The 14,612-nt window shown below is 74.7% G+C and carries 13 protein-coding genes; 3 read left to right on the forward strand and 10 right to left on the reverse strand.

The annotated features are described in order from the left end of the window. Nucleotides 1–63 precede the first annotated feature (63 nt). Together pknB and ACFO60_RS15530 are read left to right on the forward strand one after the other, a co-directional pair. Nucleotides 64–1,998 carry a Stk1 family PASTA domain-containing Ser/Thr kinase gene (gene pknB / locus ACFO60_RS15525; RefSeq protein WP_380840941.1) on the forward strand — a complete coding sequence of 645 codons (1,935 nt, stop codon included), beginning with the start codon at nucleotides 64–66 and terminating at the stop codon, nucleotides 1,996–1,998. A 433-nt stretch (nucleotides 1,999–2,431) separates the two neighbouring features. Beyond that, complete coding sequence (locus ACFO60_RS15530) at nucleotides 2,432–3,223, forward strand: GNAT family N-acetyltransferase (protein WP_380840942.1); 792 nt, start codon at nucleotides 2,432–2,434, stop codon at nucleotides 3,221–3,223. Nucleotides 3,224–3,350: 127 nt separating this feature from the next. On the opposite strand, the gene alc is transcribed toward ACFO60_RS15530, so the two are convergent. The 9 genes from alc to uraD all read right to left on the reverse strand — a co-directional run bounded on the left by alc (nucleotide 3,351) and on the right by uraD (nucleotide 11,873). Continuing rightward, complete coding sequence (alc, locus tag ACFO60_RS15535; protein ID WP_380840943.1) at nucleotides 3,351–4,520, reverse strand: allantoicase; 1,170 nt, start codon at nucleotides 4,518–4,520, stop codon at nucleotides 3,351–3,353. After that, nucleotides 4,517–5,866, reverse strand: coding sequence for an allantoinase AllB (allB, locus tag ACFO60_RS15540; RefSeq protein WP_380841193.1), 1,350 nt, complete (start codon nucleotides 5,864–5,866; stop codon nucleotides 4,517–4,519). The genes alc and allB overlap by 4 nt, the downstream gene beginning before the upstream one ends. Before the next feature lie 64 nt (nucleotides 5,867–5,930). Continuing rightward, nucleotides 5,931–7,097: a glycerate kinase gene (locus tag ACFO60_RS15545; protein WP_380841194.1), complete on the reverse strand. Its 1,167-nt coding sequence runs from the start codon at nucleotides 7,095–7,097 to the stop codon at nucleotides 5,931–5,933. A gap of 205 nt (nucleotides 7,098–7,302) precedes the next feature. After that, nucleotides 7,303–8,799: an 8-oxoguanine deaminase gene (locus ACFO60_RS15550; protein ID WP_380840945.1), complete on the reverse strand. Its 1,497-nt coding sequence runs from the start codon at nucleotides 8,797–8,799 to the stop codon at nucleotides 7,303–7,305. Continuing rightward, nucleotides 8,796–9,269 carry a (2Fe-2S)-binding protein gene (locus ACFO60_RS15555; protein ID WP_380840946.1) on the reverse strand — a complete coding sequence of 158 codons (474 nt, stop codon included), beginning with the start codon at nucleotides 9,267–9,269 and terminating at the stop codon, nucleotides 8,796–8,798. The genes ACFO60_RS15550 and ACFO60_RS15555 overlap by 4 nt, the downstream gene beginning before the upstream one ends. Continuing rightward, nucleotides 9,260–10,135 (reverse strand): FAD binding domain-containing protein, encoded by an 876-nt coding sequence (locus ACFO60_RS15560; RefSeq protein WP_380840947.1) that lies wholly within the window; start codon nucleotides 10,133–10,135, stop codon nucleotides 9,260–9,262. Before ACFO60_RS15560 ends, ACFO60_RS15555 begins: the two co-directional genes overlap by 10 nt. A 9-nt stretch (nucleotides 10,136–10,144) precedes the next feature. Next, the gene (gene pucL / locus ACFO60_RS15565) at nucleotides 10,145–11,017 is read right to left on the reverse strand and encodes a factor-independent urate hydroxylase (RefSeq protein ID WP_380840949.1); all 873 of its coding nucleotides are present in this window, start codon (nucleotides 11,015–11,017) and stop codon (nucleotides 10,145–10,147) included. A 2-nt stretch (nucleotides 11,018–11,019) separates the two neighbouring features. Continuing rightward, nucleotides 11,020–11,343: a hydroxyisourate hydrolase gene (gene uraH / locus ACFO60_RS15570; protein WP_380840950.1), complete on the reverse strand. Its 324-nt coding sequence runs from the start codon at nucleotides 11,341–11,343 to the stop codon at nucleotides 11,020–11,022. Next, nucleotides 11,340–11,873, reverse strand: a complete 534-nt coding sequence (uraD, locus tag ACFO60_RS15575) for a 2-oxo-4-hydroxy-4-carboxy-5-ureidoimidazoline decarboxylase (RefSeq protein WP_380840951.1) — start codon at nucleotides 11,871–11,873, stop codon at nucleotides 11,340–11,342. The genes uraH and uraD overlap by 4 nt, the downstream gene beginning before the upstream one ends. Nucleotides 11,874–12,043: 170 nt before the next feature. Here uraD and ACFO60_RS15580 point away from each other — a divergent pair, with 170 nt between their 5' ends. After that, nucleotides 12,044–12,907, forward strand: coding sequence for a deoxyribonuclease IV (locus ACFO60_RS15580; protein WP_380840952.1), 864 nt, complete (start codon nucleotides 12,044–12,046; stop codon nucleotides 12,905–12,907). A gap of 658 nt (nucleotides 12,908–13,565) precedes the next feature. Here the strand turns inward: ACFO60_RS15580 and ACFO60_RS15585 are convergent. Further along, the gene (locus ACFO60_RS15585; protein ID WP_380840953.1) at nucleotides 13,566–14,552 is read right to left on the reverse strand and encodes a LytR/AlgR family response regulator transcription factor; all 987 of its coding nucleotides are present in this window, start codon (nucleotides 14,550–14,552) and stop codon (nucleotides 13,566–13,568) included. Nucleotides 14,553–14,612: the final 60 nt, after the last annotated feature.

The raw sequence follows: 14,612 nt of genomic DNA on the forward strand, positions 1-14,612 counted from the left end.
TGTCGGCATCGGTTTGGGATGTGCTTGCCCTGCACCTGGCAAACCGCCCGTAAACTCACTCCCGTGGACACGACGGTTGCGGACCCCCTTCTAGGGCGGCTGCTGGACGGGCGCTATCGGGTCGAATCCCGCATCGCCCGGGGCGGCATGGCCGCTGTCTACCTGGCCCTGGACGTCCGGCTCGACCGCACGGTCGCCCTGAAGGTCATGCATCCCTCGCTCGCCGAGGACCCCGACTTCGTGCGTCGCTTCATCGGCGAGGCCAAGTCCGTCGCCAGCCTCTCGCACCCCAACGTGGTGCACGTCTTCGACCAGGGCACCGACGCCGGCAACGTGTACCTGTCGATGGAGTACGTCCCCGGGCGCACTCTGCGGGACGTGCTCCGCCGGCGCGGGCGCTTCCCCGCCCGCGAGGCCCTGGAGATCCTCATCCCGGTGCTGGCCGCCCTCGGCGCCGCCCACCAGGCCGGCATGGTCCACCGGGACGTCAAGCCCGAGAACGTCCTGCTCACCGACGACGGCCGGGTGAAGGTCGTCGACTTCGGGCTGGCCCGCGCCATCGAGGCGGGCAACCAGACCAAGACCGGCGTCATGATCGGCACGATCGCGTACATGTCGCCCGAGCAGGTGACGGCCGGGGTGGCCGACGCGCGCAGCGACGTGTACGCCGCCGGGGTGCTGCTGTTCGAGCTGCTGACCGGGCAGCAGCCCTACCTGGGCGAGAGCCCGATGTCGGTGGCCTACCGCCACGTCCACGACCGGGTGCCCGCGCCCTCGGCCATCGTGCCGGACACGCCGCAGGCGCTCGACACGCTCGTGCTCTCGGCGACCGACCGCGCCCCCGACCGCCGGCCGGCCGACGCCACGGCCATGCTGGTCGCCGCCGTCGAGGCCCATCGCGGGCTGCCGCGCGACATGGCTCCGCAGCGCCCGCCCACCGGCGCCACGTCGCCCTCGATCCTCCGTGAGCCGGGGGTGACGCCCGGCGGGAACGCCGTCCCGCCCGCCAACCCGACGCTCGTCCACTCGCGCACCGAGATGATGACCGCCCCGCCGGCCACCGCCGGCGCGCCGGCCAGGCGCCGCGGCCCGCGGCCCACCTGGTTCATCGTCGCGCTGGCCGTCCTCATGATCGGCGCGATCGCCGGCACGGGGTGGTGGTTCTCCGAGGGCCGCTACACCAAGGTCCCCGATCTGCTGGGCCTCAACATCGCGATCGCCAAGGCCGAGGCCAAGAAGCAGGGCTTCGAGGTCAAGATCGGGACGGCCGAGCACGACGACAAGCTCGCCGAGGACAAGGTGCTGCGCACCGACCCCGAGCCGGGCAAAGAGGTGCTCAACGACGCGGTCATCACGCTCATCCCGTCGTCCGGGCCGGTCAAGATCGCCGTGCCGAACGTGCTGAACCTCTCGCAGGGCGACGCGCAGGCCAAGATCTCCGATGCCGGGCTCACTCCCGGCTCGGTCAGCAGGGTGCCCAGCGACACCGTCCAGCGCGGCCTGGTCATGCGCACCAACCCTCAGGTCGGCGCCAAGGTGCGCGAGGGCAGCCGCGTGCAGCTCGTCCTGAGCGCCGGGTTGCTCATGCCGGACGTCAGCGACATGCAGTGCGACCAGGCCGACGCGTTCCTGCGGCAGAAGGGCTTCAACCCGACGGTCGTCCAGCAGACCGACAACGCCCAGCCGAACACGATCATCGCCCAGGTGCCCGCGGCACGCGCCGAGGTGACCGCCGGGCAGGCCGTGCAGCTCACCTGCTCCAAGGGGCCCGACACCGGCTTCCACTGGCCGTGGGAGGACCCGAACAACGTCCAGCCCGGCCAGACCCTCGTCGCCATCCCCGACGTCCGCTTCAAGAAGGTCACCGACGCCCTGGGCGAACTGCGCGCGGCCGGCTTCAAGGTCCGCGTCCGCCGGATCGCCGGCACCGGGGCCGTCGTGGCCGAGAACCCTCTCGGCCAGGCCCCCGCCGGCACCCGCGTCACCATCTGGCACTGACCGCCGCGCGAGCCCCGGCGCGCCGCCGGGGCTCGCGCGTCGAGTCCACGTGCCCACCGCCGGTGCGGCCCTGCCTGGAGCCGTGTGACCCGCCGCGAAATCCCGTTGCGCGGTCGTCGGCGCTGTGGGAGGGTCGGTCGCGTCACACGGCACGTTCGCACACACGCGAAGGAATGAAGTCCATGGTTTCGGCGTCCCTCAGCGGCCGCCGCCGGCACTGACCGGTCTGCTTCGCAGCACCGGCGCCACCAGTGCCAGGCCCGCCTTGTCGCGGCGGCCCCACGCGCGGTGCCCTGGCGCACCGCCCCCGTCTTCTGTGCGGGGATGACTCCGGCTCACGGCCGGGTCTGACGAGAGCCTGCGCGGCTCACCGTTCGCCTTGCCGCGACGGGAGCGCGCTCGACCATGTCTTCTACGTGAGGTCACCATCACCATGGGCACCGATGTCCAGAGTTTCGCCGTCGCCAACCTCCGCCGCCGTCCCGCGGCCGTCCAGACCGGCGGCTTCGTCATAGGGTTCGATCCCGGCACGACCAGCCCGTACATCAACTACGCGACCCCCGAGCCCGGCGCCCGGCCGGACGGGCGTGATGTCGCGGCGCTGGTCGAGGCGTTCCGCGAGCGCGGCCTCAAGCCCCGGCTCGAGTTCGCGCCGGACGCCGCGCCCGCTGTCGAGCCCGTTCTGCGCCAGGCGGGATTCACCACGGAGGCGGTGCACGAGTATCTGGTCTGCACTCCCGCCACGCTGACGATGCCGTCGATGCCCGGGCCGGCCGCGGCCGCGCGCCCGGCGTCGGACGTGGCCGCGCACTTCGTCGAGACCCCGTCCACGGACGAGGAGTACGCGTCGGTCGACGCCGCCCTGTCGGAGGCGTTCGAAGGGATGTACGACTCCTCCCCGGAAGGTGTGGCCCGGTTGCGCCGCACCCAGGAGGGCGGCGGGGCGGTGCGCTTCGTCCGGTCGCCCGACGGGCTCTGCGCGGGCGGCGCCTCGTGCTCGGCGCCGGCCGTCGGCACTTCGGAGGTGGGGGGTGTGGGCACCCGGCCGGCCTTCCGCGGCCGTGGCATCGCCTCCGCGGTCACCGCCGCGCTGGCCGGGACGATGTTCGCTCAGGGGGCGCGGTCGGTGTGGCTGGAGTACTCGGGCGAAGGGTCACGCCGCGTCTACGAGCGCGTGGGCTTCACGCCCCAGGGAACCCGCCTTTACATGTCCCTCGAAAGCTGACCACCGTCTTCCACGCGAGGCCGCCTCGCCCTGGTCGACTTGCCCTGTTCCGCCGGGCCGCGTGATCACCGGATCTTCGCGATGTTCCGGGGCCGCACCCGCCGGCGGGGGTGGCGGGCGGGCCGCGTCATCCCGGGCCGGCGGGTGTGCCCCAGAGGCGGAGGCGGCCGAGACCGCCGTCGGGGTGGATGTCGAGGCGGACGTGCGTCACGGCGCGGTCGCCTGGGAGGCGGAAACGGTGCCGGGTGTCGGGCTGGAGAGGGGTGCGCGGCAGCAGTTCGAACCAGCCGGCGTCCTCGCCGGGCGTTCCCCCGCCTCGCGCGCGGGCGTACGCGGGGCCCTCGCCCCACGCGCCCGCGGAGCCCTCGCCCCGCGCGCGGGCGCCGGTGGAGGGATCGGCCGCCGGGCTCGCGTGGACCCCCGCCAGTGAGGCCGCGCCGGGGGCGTTGTACACCAGGTTGGCGGTGTCGAGCTCGGCGACGCGGACGACGCCGGGGACGGCCAGGCGCACCACGAGCCAGTCGTTGCCGCCGTCGCGGCGGCGGGCGGTCTCCCAGCCTTCGGCCTGGTGCCGGGGCAGCCCCGGGGCGATGACGTTCTGCGGCGAGGAGTAGAACTCGTCGGAGCAGGCGGTGACCACGGCGCCGTTCTCCAGGGCCGCAAGGTCGAAGGGCATCCCGTCGTACAGGGCGAGGTCGGCGGCCACCTCGCCGTGGACGCGCAGGCGGGCCACCCCGCCGTCGGGGAAGATGTTCAGCCGCACGTGGGTGAACCGGCGTGCTCCGGACACCGGGAAGGTGTGCGCGGTGTCGCCGGTCAGCGGGCTCTTCGGCACGATCTCCACCCAGGTCGCCCGCTGGAGTTCGGCGACCGAGGGGTGGCCCGCCATCTCGCAGGCCTCGACCGACGCGAACGGGGGGTAGTTGCCGGTGAACCAGGCGGTGTCGACGACCACGGCCCGGACGACGCCGGGCATGCCGAGGCGGACGACGGCCCAGTCGTGGCCGGGCTCGCGGCGGCGCCGGGTCTCCCAGCCGTCGTACACCTGGCCCCGGGCGCCGAAGGTCCCCGCCTGGAACGCGGGACGTCCAGGCCTGATCAGCGCCTGCCGCTCGGCGAAGGACTCGTCGCTCGCCGCCACGACGGATCCGCCGTACGGGCGCAGCGCCAGGTCGGGCAGCCGGCGCAGCTCGTGGTCGCCCGCCGGGACCACCCGCGCCGAAGCCCCGCGGCCGGGGGCCTCCGCGAGCGGGCCGGGCGGTTCCCCCGGGGGGCGGGCGGAGGGGAAGGTGGTCACAGGAGCGCTCCGGAGGGTGGGGCGGTGTCGGTCACCGGGCGGCCGCGGAGCCAGGTGGCGCGGACGACGCCGGTCAGCGTGCGGCCGTGGTAGGGCGTCAGCGGGTTGCGGTGGCGCAGTTCGGCCGCCTGGACGGTGAACTCGGCCGTGTCGTCGAAGGCGACCAGATCGGCGGCCATGCCCACGGCGATGCGCCCCTTGGACGGCAGGCCCGCGAGCGCCGCGGGCCCGGCCGACATCCACTCCACCACCCGCCGCAGGTCGTGGCCGCGCGCCCGGGCCTCGGTCCAGATGGCGGGCAGGCCGATCTGAAGGGAGGAGACGCCGCCCCAGGCGGCGGCGAAGTCGGGGACCTTCAGGTCGGCGGTGGAGGGCGAGTGGTCGGAGACGACGCAGCTCAGCACGCCCGCCGCCAGGCCCTGCCACAGCTCGTCGCGGTTGCCGGCGTCCCTGATCGGGGGGCAGCACTTGAACTCGGGGCCGCGCACCTGGTCGGCGGTGATGGTGAGGTAGTGCGGGCAGGTCTCGGCGCTGATCAGCACCCCCTCACGCCGGGCGGCCTCCAGCGGTTCGAGGCAGGAGGCGGAGGACACGTGCAGGATGTGCGCCCGCGCGCCGCTCTCGCGGGCCGCGGCGATGACTCGCTCGACGGCCCGCCGCTCGGCCTCCCCCGGCCGCGAGTCAAGAAATTCCGGATATGTCGGCCCGACCGGGTCGGTGAGCAGCGCCGGGTCCTCGGCGTGCACCACCATGAGCCCGCCGAAGGCGGCGATCTCGCGCATGGCGGCGCGCAGGCCGTCCGCGTCCAGCGGCGGGAACTCCTCCACGCCCGACGGCGACAGGAAGCACTTGAAGCCGTACACGCCCGCCTCGTGCAGGGGCCGCAGCTCCGCGGCGTTCCCCGGGATCGCGCCGCCCCAGAACCCCACGTCGACGGCGCACTGCCCGGCCGCCGCCGCCCGCTTGACCCGCAGAGCGGGGACGTCGACCGTCGGCGGCAGGGAGTTCAGCGGCATGTCGATGATCGTGGTGACGCCGCCCGCCGCCGCCGCCCTCGTCGCCGTGGCGAAGCCCTCCCAGTGGGTGCGTCCGGGCTCGTTGACGTGCACGTGGCTGTCCACGAGCCCCGGCAGCAGGCAGACCTCCCCGAGGTCCACCGCCTCGGCGGCGCCGACGCCGGCGTCGTAGGGGAGCACGGCGGCGATCACGCCGTCCCGGACGGCCACCGCCGCCGGGCGCTCCCCGTCCGGCAGCACGACCCGCCGCGACCGCACGACCAGGTCGAACCCGCCCGCCGGCGCATCCTGCGGCCGCTCATGACCAAGTGAGTGTGCGGGGTCGTCCATGGAGGCCGGGGAGGCCGCGGAAACCGGGGACCCCGTGGTGCGGCGCGGGTCCACGGGCGTGCCGCTAGTCGCGGGCATGGGCGGGAGCCTTCGACAGCCACCCGGCGGCCAGCGTGGTGGCGAGCCGTTCCAGCAGCGGACCGGCCTCGTCCATGCAGCGGCGCAGGTCGTCCTCGATGTCGGTCAGCGCGAACGCGGCCTGGATGCCCGCCGCGCGGAGCTGGTCGTCGGTGAGCGTCCGCCTGCCGCACACGGCGACGACGGGGACGCCCGCGCGGCCCGCCGCCTCCGCGACGCCGGCCGGGGCCTTGCCGCGCAGCGTCTGCCCGTCGAGCGACCCCTCGCCGGTGATGACCAGGCGGGCTCCGGACAGCCGGTCGGCGAAGCCGAGCAGGTCGAGCAGGAGGCCGATGCCGGGCCGGATCTCGGCGCCGAGGAACGCCATGGCGGCGAACCCGACGCCGCCCGCCGCTCCGGCGCCCGGATCGTCGCGCGCCCGTACCCCGAGCTCGCGCTCGGCCACGTCGGCCCAGTGGGCCAGGCCCTCCTCCAGCCGGGCCAGCTCGGCGGGGCTCGCGCCCTTCTGCGGGCCGTACACGGCGGCGGCTCCGTCCGGGCCGAGCAGCGGGTTGTCCACGTCGCTCGCCACGACGAACGCGACGCCGGCCGGGGGCGTGAAGCCGGACAGGTCCAGCGTGCGCAGGTCGGCGAGGGCGCCGCCGCCCGGCGGCAGCTCCCGGCCGCGCGCGTCGAGCAGGCGCGCGCCGAGCGCGCGCATCATGCCCGAGCCGCCGTCGGTGCAGGCGCTGCCGCCGAGGCCGAGCACGATCTTGCCCACTCCCTCGCGCAGAGCCGCGCCGATCAGGTCTCCGGTGCCGTGGCTGGTCGCGGTGAGCGGGGCGAGCCGCCCGCCGGTGAGCCGGTGCAGGCCCGACGCCTCCGCGAGCTCGACCACCGCGACGCCGTCCTTGACGCCGTACGCGGCCGTCACCGGCTCTCCGGTGGGACCGGAGGCGACCGCTTCGACGCGCCGGAACCCGCAGGCCACGGCCGCCTCGACGGTGCCGTCACCCCCGTCGGCCACCGGCATGGTCACCACGGCGACCTCCGGCCGCGCGGCGCGCAGGCCCGCCGCGACGTGCTCGGCCACCTCGACGGCGCTGAGCGATCCTTTGAACTTGTCCGGCGCGACCAGCACGTGTCCCGGCATTCCGGCGTCCTCCAGCTCCATGTGTCCCACGACCTCACCCGGCCGGCCTCCGCCGTGCGGAGCCTCCGGCCCTGGCGGAGGCACCTGGCGCACGCCTCGGCGTCACAAGAGAATCCTCCACCGCGCCCGCCGCCGCGGCACCGGCGCCCCTCCCCCGCCGCCGGCGCGAGGCACCGGGAGGCGGCGGTCACGGGTGCCGCTCCGCGGCGAAGGCCACGGAAGGCGGTCATGGGCGCAGTTCCTGCGCGACGCTCACGCCGCGGGCGGCGGCGAGGCCGAGGAGGCGGCGGTGGGCCGCGGCGCCGGCCTCGCCCGCGGCGTCCTGCGGGACGGTGCGCAGCTCGCCGTCGGCCACCACGGTCCGCCCGCCGACCAGCACGCGGGCGACGGGCGGCGTCGCGCCGAAGACCAGCGCGCACACCGGGTCGTCGATCGCCGCGGCGAACCCGCCGACCCGCCACAGGACGATGTCGGCCAGCTTCCCCGGCTCCAGGGAGCCGATCTCGTCCTGCCGGCCCAGGCAGCGGGCGCCGCCGAGCGTGCCGATCTCCAGTGCCTGGCGGGCGGTGAGCGCGGCCGGGCCGTACCGGGCGCGCTGGAACAGCAGCGCCTGCCGCATCTCGCCCGCGAGCGGCGTCAGCTCGCTGGAGGCGCTGCCGTCCACGCCCAGGCCGACCACCGCGCCGGCGCGCAGCATCTCCGAGACCCGGGCGATGCCCGCCCCGAGCCGGCCGTTGGAGCTCGGGCAGTGCGCAGAACCGGTGCCGGTCGCGGCGAAGCGGCCGATGTCACGGTCGTGGAGGTGGACGGCGTGCGCCACCCACACGTCGGGGCCGAGCCAGCCGAGTTTCTCCATGTAGTCGACGGGGGTGCAGCCCATCTGCGCGAGGCAGTGCTCCTCCTCGTCGACGGTCTCGCACAGGTGCGTGTGCAGGCGGACGCCCTTGGCGCGGGCGAGCGCCGCCGCCTCGGTCATCAGCTCGGCGCTCACCGAGAACGGCGAGCACGGGGCGACCGCGACGCGCAGCATCGACCCGGGCGAGGGGTCGTGGTAGGCGTCGATGGCCTCGGCCGTGGCGGCGAGGATCTCCTCCAGCCCTTCCACCACCTCGTCGGGGGGCAGGCCGCCCTGCGAGGCGCCGCGGTCCATCGAGCCGCGGCAGGGATGGAAGCGCATCCCCACGTCGCGGGCGGCCTCGATCTCGGCGGCGAACAGATCTCCGCGGCCCTTGGGGAAGATGTAGTGGTGGTCGGTGGTCGTGGTGCAGCCCGACAGCGCGAGCCAGCCCAGCGCGGCGGTCGCCGCCCCCTTGACGACCTCCGCGTCCATGGCCGCCCACACCTTGTACAGGGCGGTGAGCCACTCGAACAGCGTGGCGTCCTGCGCCACGCCCTGGGAGGCCCACTGGTAGAGGTGGTGGTGGGTGTTGACCAGGCCGGGCGTCGCCAGGCAGCCGGCGCCGTCGACGCGCGTGGCGCCCGGCGCCACAGGGGCCTGGCCGGCGCCGAGCGCCACGATGCGGCCGTCCCTGACGTGGATGTACCCGCGGGCGATCTCCGGCCCGACGACCGGGGCGATCGCCACGTTCTCGATGACGGTCTCCGCCGCTCCCGTGCCCTCCCCCGGACTCCCCGGACGGGGCAGGCCGGCGCCCGCGGCCCGGTTCCCGGGAGCGGGCCCCTCTCCGGACGTTTCCGCGTCCCGCCCGGGCGTGCCGTTCATCGGGCGGCCGCCTTGCGGGCGGCGGCCAGGCGCACGGCGTCGAGGATCTTCTCGTACCCGGTGCACCGGCACAGGTTGCCGGCCAGGGCCTCGCGGATCTCGGCGTCGGTGGGCTCGCCGGCACGCTCGATGAGGTCGTGCGCCTGGACGAGCAGGCCGGGGGTGCAGAAGCCGCACTGCACGGCGCCGCACTCGACGAAGGCCTCCTGGACGGGGTCCAGGCGGTCGCCCTCCGCCAGCCCTTCGACGGTGCGCACCTGGCGGCCCTCGGCCTGCCCGGCTGCCACCAGGCACGCGCACACCGGCAGGCCGTCGAGGTACACCGTGCACGAGCCGCATTCGCCCTGCTCGCAGGCGTTCTTGGCGCCGGGCAGGCCGACCCGTTCGCGCAGCACGTACAGCAGGCTCTCGCCCTCCCAGACGCCGTCCACGGCCTCGTGCCTGCCGTTGACGGTGAGGTTCACGCGCATGCCTCCACCTTCTCTCGGTAGTCGTGCCAGGCCCACGAGAGGGTGCGGCGGGCCATCACCGCGATCGCGTGGCGCCGGTAGGCCGCGGTGCCGCGCACGTCGTCGATGGGCGAGGCCGCCTCGGCCGCCAGCTCGCCGAAACGGGCGAGCAGCGCGGCGTCCAGGGGCGCCGCGCCGGTCCAGTCGAGTTCCCGCGCGGCGAACTCCTCGGCCGCCCGGGCGCGCCGGGGCGTCGGGGCGGCGGAGCCGATGCCGGTGCCGAGGCGGCGCTCGGCCGGGTGCAGGGCGATCGCGAACGAGCACACCGCGATCACCATGGCGTTGCGGGTGCCGACCTTGGAGAAGTACTGCGGCCCTGCGGCCGGCCGGGCGTGGAAGGCGCGGATCAGCTCGTCGGGTTCCAGCGCGCTCCGCTTGACGCCGAGGTAGAAGTCCGCTGCCGGGATCATGCGCGTGCCGCGCGCGGCGGACTCGACCTCGATGACGGCGTCCCCGGCGAGCAGCGGCGGGTGGCTGTCCCCCGCCGGCGAGGCGGCGCCGAGGTTGCCGCCGACCGAGGCGCGGTTGCGGATCTGCGGCGAGCCGACCGTGCGGGACGCCTGGGCCAGCCCGGGGAGCCGGTCGCCCAGCTCGGCGATGATCCGGGTGTACGGCACGCCCGCGCCGACCCGCAGCCGGCCGTCGGCGGTGAGCTCCCAGTCGCCGAGCTCGGCGATCGAGGTAAGGTCGAGCAGCGCCGCCGGGCGCCGCACGTCGAAGTTGATCTCCACCATCACGTCGGTGCCGCCCTGGATGGGCACGGCCTCCGGTTCGGCCGCCTTGGCGGCCAGTGCCTCGGCCCAGGTGGCGGGTCTCAGGAAGTCCATCTGCCGCTCCTAGTCCCAGGCCGGGCCGGCGGGCGGGGCGTCGTCGTGCGCCACCGCCCCCTCGATCAGCCCGTAGGGGCGGTCGGCGGCGAAGTAGACCTCGTTGTCGTTGTCCAGGCCGAACGGCGAAAGGTCCACCAGGAAGTGGTGCTTGTTGGGCAGTTCCAGCCGGACCTCGCAGATCTCGGGGCGCGTCAGCAGCACCCGCTCGCCCATGGCGAACAGGGTCTGCTGGAGCGAGAGGCTGTAGGTGCCGGCGAAGGCGTCCAGCAGGCAGCGCCGCACCTCCTCGTAGGACTTGCCGTGGTCGTAGGGCTCGCCCCCGTCAGGGGGGACGTGCCGCCATCGGGCCGTGACGGCGGTGGCGAGGACGCGGTCGGTGGCGGGCGGCAGCGTCGTGTACTCGTCCTGGACGAACCCGTGGAACTCCGAGCCGGTGGAGTTGAGCACCACCAGGTCGCGCAGCCCCGAGACCACCGTGGTGGTGCCGTCCCGGTCGTGGTGGACGACGCACGTGCGCACCTCGGCGCCCGAGCGCGCGAACGAGTGAGGCCCGCGGCGCTCCCACGCGTACTCCTCCACCTCCACCCGGGCGTGGTGGATCGCGGGCTGGGAGCCGACGAAATGGCGGGCCAGCAGCAGGGCGAACTCCTCGATCTCCCCGATGCCGTGCTTCTTGGCGAAGGCGTACACGGTGTTCTTCTGCGAGTCGGTGGGCAGCACCGCGGCGTTGTCGCCGCGCCTGTGCACCTCCTCCATGTCGCCGGAGAGCGAGACGCTGACGTTGCAGTCCTTCAGGTGGTGCGCCTCGCCGTCACGGGTGACGCGCACGACGCGGGTCTCCGCCTTGCCGTAGCGGTTGGGTCCGAGCACGACGGCCATCGCTAGCTCCCCCGGTAGGTCGAGTAGGCGAACGGGCTGAGCAGCAGCGGCACATGGTAGTGAGCCGCGGGGTCGGCGACGACGAACGTGACCACGACCTCCGGGTAGAAGGCCGCCACGCCGTTCTCGGCGAAGTAGGCGCCGGTGTCGAAGACCAGCCGGTGGACGCCCCTGCCGGGCTCGCCCTCGGGCAGCCAGTCGCTCAGGCGGCCGTCGTCGTCGGTCACGCCGCTGCCGACGAGCCGGTCCCCCTGGTGCAGGGTCACCCTCACGCGTTCGGCGGGCCGGCCTCTGCTGGAGTCCAGCACGTGGGTGGACAGGCTCACGTCTCCTCCTGGTCGCTCACGAGCTTGACGACGCGCAGCACGGCGATCTTGGCGAGCTCCTCGCGCACCACGGCCTGTTCGGTGTCCTCGTCGTTGCCCATCCTGTCCTTGAGCCGGTCGAGCATCTCGCCCGCCGTGAGGCCGGTGGCGCAGACCAGGTACACGTGGCCGAACCGCTGCTCGTACAGCGCGTTGCCGGCGGCGAGCTCGGCGAGGACCTTGCGGTCGGCGCCGGTCGTGCCGGACTGCTCGGCGCGGGACCAGGAGGCCTCCCTGCCGGCGCCGGGGGCGCGGTCGCCGATGCGAGGGTGAGCCGACAGGGCCTGGAGCACGTCGGCCCCGCTCAGCCCGCGGACGGCCTCCTGAGCGGCCGCGGCCAGCGCGGCGGCGTCGGCGTACGGGCGCATGGCGGCCACGCGGAGGGCGAACGCGGGCGCGGCGCAACAGCTCAGCAGCTCGCGCTCGGCCTGTGGCGGGCTGAGCGCGTTGAAGGCGGCGAGATCACGCCGGCCGGGCGTCACGTTCGGCATGCCAGCTAGTGGAACAGCCGCGGGCGGGCGCGGTCCAGCGGCGGGATCTCCCAAGTGGGCCAACGCACGGCCATGGTTTTTCGTGTCATGCTCCAACGCGCCCCCGCCGGGCCCGCCCGGCGAGGCCTTCTCCGCGAGTACCTGGACCGCTCCCATAAGCTGGAGACATCATGACGGCAACCTCTCTCATCGGCGGCCACGCGCTGGTCGCGGGCGGTCTGGCGACCGGCGGCCTGCGCTACGCGGCCGACATCGAAGCCGAGATCATCCAGGTCTTCGTGACCAACCCGCGCGGCTGGGCCATGGTCGCGGGCAAGCCCTCCGAGGACACCGCGCTCCGCGAGTCGGGCGTCCCGGTGTTCATCCACACGCCCTACCTGGTCAACATGGGCTCCCCCAGCGCTGACACGCTCGAGAAGTCCACCGAGAGCGTCCGGCACGCGCTGCGGCGCGGCGCCGAGATCGGGGCGCTCGGCGTGGTCGTGCACACCGGGTCGGCGGTCAGCCAGTCGCGCGACGACGCGTTGCGCCAGCTTCACGAGCACCTGCTGCCGCTGCTGGACGAGATCCCGGAGGACGGCCCCGACCTGCTGCTGGAGCCGATGGCGGGCCAGGGGCAGATGCTGTGCGCCACCGTGCAGGATCTCGGGCCCTATCTGGCGGCCCTGGACCACCATCCCCGGGCGAACGTCTGCCTGGACACCTGCCACGCCTTCGCCGCGGGGCACGACCTTGCCGCCCCGGGCGGGGTCGGTGTGATGCTCGACGCACTGCACGCCGTCGCGCCGGGGCGGCTGAAGCTGGTGCACGCGAACGACTCCAAGGACGTCTGCGGCTCCAAGCGCGACCGCCACGAGAACATCGGCGCCGGGCACATCGGAGCCGGCCCCTTCGCCGACCTGCTGCGCCACCCGGTCGCGGCCGGGGTCCCGCTGTGCATCGAGACGCCGGGCAAGAGCGAAGGGCACCGCGAGGACATCCGGCTGCTGAAGAAGCTGCGCGACTCGGCCGAGGTCACGGCCGCCACCGGCTGAGACCGCCGGCCGGTGACGCCCTGGCGCGGGTCGCGCCGTCACGGCGTCCGCTGAGACACCGGGCCGAGAGGTTCCAGGACGCGCGCGTCGCGCCGTCTCCTGAGACACCGGCCCGGGAGGTTCAGGACGCGCGCATCGCGCGGGTCATGCCGTCCGGCGGGGGCGTGGGATGAGGCCGGAGCGGTACGGCCAGGTCGACGGGCCGGGCGGGGTGTTCGCCAACGGGATCCGGCCGCCCCCCTTGGGCCGGATCACGTGCGGGGCCTTGCGGCCGATCGGCGAACACCCCACCCCGCCTGGGCCGACGGGCCCCACCCCCCGGTAAGGGCCCGTCGACCGTGGCGGCCGCCGGGCGCACGCGCGGGCGCGAGAACTCGGCGATCACCATCGGGTCCGCGTAGCCAAGGTCCGTCCGGCCCAACAGGGCTGGTGTCCCCCCCGGTCACGCAGTGTGGCTCTTCGATGCGCACGACATTACGGTGTGTCATCTGGGTCTCGCGGGCCCTTCGGGCCCCGCTCGCTGAGCGGTCTGTAGTCAGCGATGTGCGGAGCGTGTCCGAGCGACGAGCGGCGTTCCGCGGCCGACGAGCGGCGGTGCGGGGGCTCGCGCGCGAACCGGCCCGGCCGCCATGCGCCGCCGGCCGCGCGCTGGGCCGCGCTATTCGGCCGCGGGGGGCGCGGGCGCCACGGCGTTCGAGGGAGCGGCGGGCGCCGCGGAGGAGGCGCCGGGCGTCCCGGACGGAGCGGCGGGCGTCCCGGACGGAGCGGCGGGCGTCCCGGACGGAGCGGCGGGCGTCCCGGAGGGAGTGGCAGGCGTCGCGGAGGAGGCGCCGGGCGCCGCGGGAGGAGGGGATGGGGGCCGGGCGTGGCCGCCCGGCGGCACCGGGAGGTCGGCCGCCTGCGGCAGCGGGGCGCGGAACTGGCGCACGAGCTGCTCGCGCACGCGGCGGCTGTGGCGGCGGCTCACCGGCAGCGTCGTGTCCCCGACGCGGAGCACGATGCGGCCCTCGTCGAAGCGCATCTCGGTGACGTGCCTGGCCGACACCAGCGTGCTGCGGTGCACCCGGATGAACCCCGAGGACGCCCAGCGGCGCTCCAGGGCGGCCAGGGACATGCGCACCAGATGGGTGCCCTCGGCGGTGTGCAGGCGCACGTAGTCGCCGCTGGCCTCGGCGTAGGCGACGGCGTGCTGCGGCACGAAGCTCGTGCGCCCGCTCAGCTCGACCGGGATGACGTCGTCGACCGCCGCCTCGGCCAGGGGCGGCCCGTAGGTGGCCTGTTCCAGGCGGCGCACCGCCTCGGCCACCCGGTCGGGCCGCAGCGGCTTGAGCAGGTAGTCGACGGCCTCCAGCTCGAACGCCTGCACCGCGCGGTCGTCATGCGCGGTGACGAAGACCAGTTTGGGCGGGCTCGGGAAGGCGCCGACCAGCCTGGCCAGGTCGAGGCCGTCGAGGCCGGGCATGCGGATGTCGAGGAAGACGCCGTCGAGCCGCTCGCCGGCGCCGATCATCGCGACCATGTCCTGCAGCGCCGCGACCCCGTCCGGGGCCGTCAGCACCTGCTCGACGCGATTGTCCTGCCGGAGGAGGTAGGCAAGCTCCGACAGCGCGTGCACCTCGTCGTCGACCGCCAACACACGGAGCATGGACACCAAACTGCCGCCCGGACCGCCACTCGGGCAAGCCATGTATCAACATTCGGTAGC

Origin of the sequence: Sphaerisporangium dianthi (assembly GCF_042654065.1) — a bacterium.
GTDB classification, from domain to species: Bacteria; Actinomycetota; Actinomycetes; order Streptosporangiales; family Streptosporangiaceae; genus Sphaerisporangium; species Sphaerisporangium dianthi.

Excerpts from the sequence above, each read along its gene's own strand:
- ACFO60_RS15530 (WP_380840942.1), top strand. The coding sequence starts at position 2,432 with ATGGGCACCGATGTCCAGAGTTTCGCCGTCGCCAACCTCCGCCGCCGT.
- allB (WP_380841193.1), bottom strand. The coding sequence starts at position 5,866 with ATGGACGACCCCGCACACTCACTTGGTCATGAGCGGCCGCAGGATGCG.
- ACFO60_RS15545 (WP_380841194.1), bottom strand. The coding sequence starts at position 7,097 with ATGGAGCTGGAGGACGCCGGAATGCCGGGACACGTGCTGGTCGCGCCG.
- ACFO60_RS15550 (WP_380840945.1), bottom strand. The coding sequence starts at position 8,799 with ATGAACGGCACGCCCGGGCGGGACGCGGAAACGTCCGGAGAGGGGCCC.
- ACFO60_RS15555 (WP_380840946.1), bottom strand. The coding sequence starts at position 9,269 with ATGCGCGTGAACCTCACCGTCAACGGCAGGCACGAGGCCGTGGACGGC.
- ACFO60_RS15560 (WP_380840947.1), bottom strand. The coding sequence starts at position 10,135 with ATGGACTTCCTGAGACCCGCCACCTGGGCCGAGGCACTGGCCGCCAAG.
- pucL (WP_380840949.1), bottom strand. The coding sequence starts at position 11,017 with ATGGCCGTCGTGCTCGGACCCAACCGCTACGGCAAGGCGGAGACCCGC.
- uraD (WP_380840951.1), bottom strand. The coding sequence starts at position 11,873 with ATGCCGAACGTGACGCCCGGCCGGCGTGATCTCGCCGCCTTCAACGCG.
- ACFO60_RS15580 (WP_380840952.1), top strand. The coding sequence starts at position 12,044 with ATGACGGCAACCTCTCTCATCGGCGGCCACGCGCTGGTCGCGGGCGGT.
- ACFO60_RS15585 (WP_380840953.1), bottom strand. The coding sequence starts at position 14,552 with ATGCTCCGTGTGTTGGCGGTCGACGACGAGGTGCACGCGCTGTCGGAG.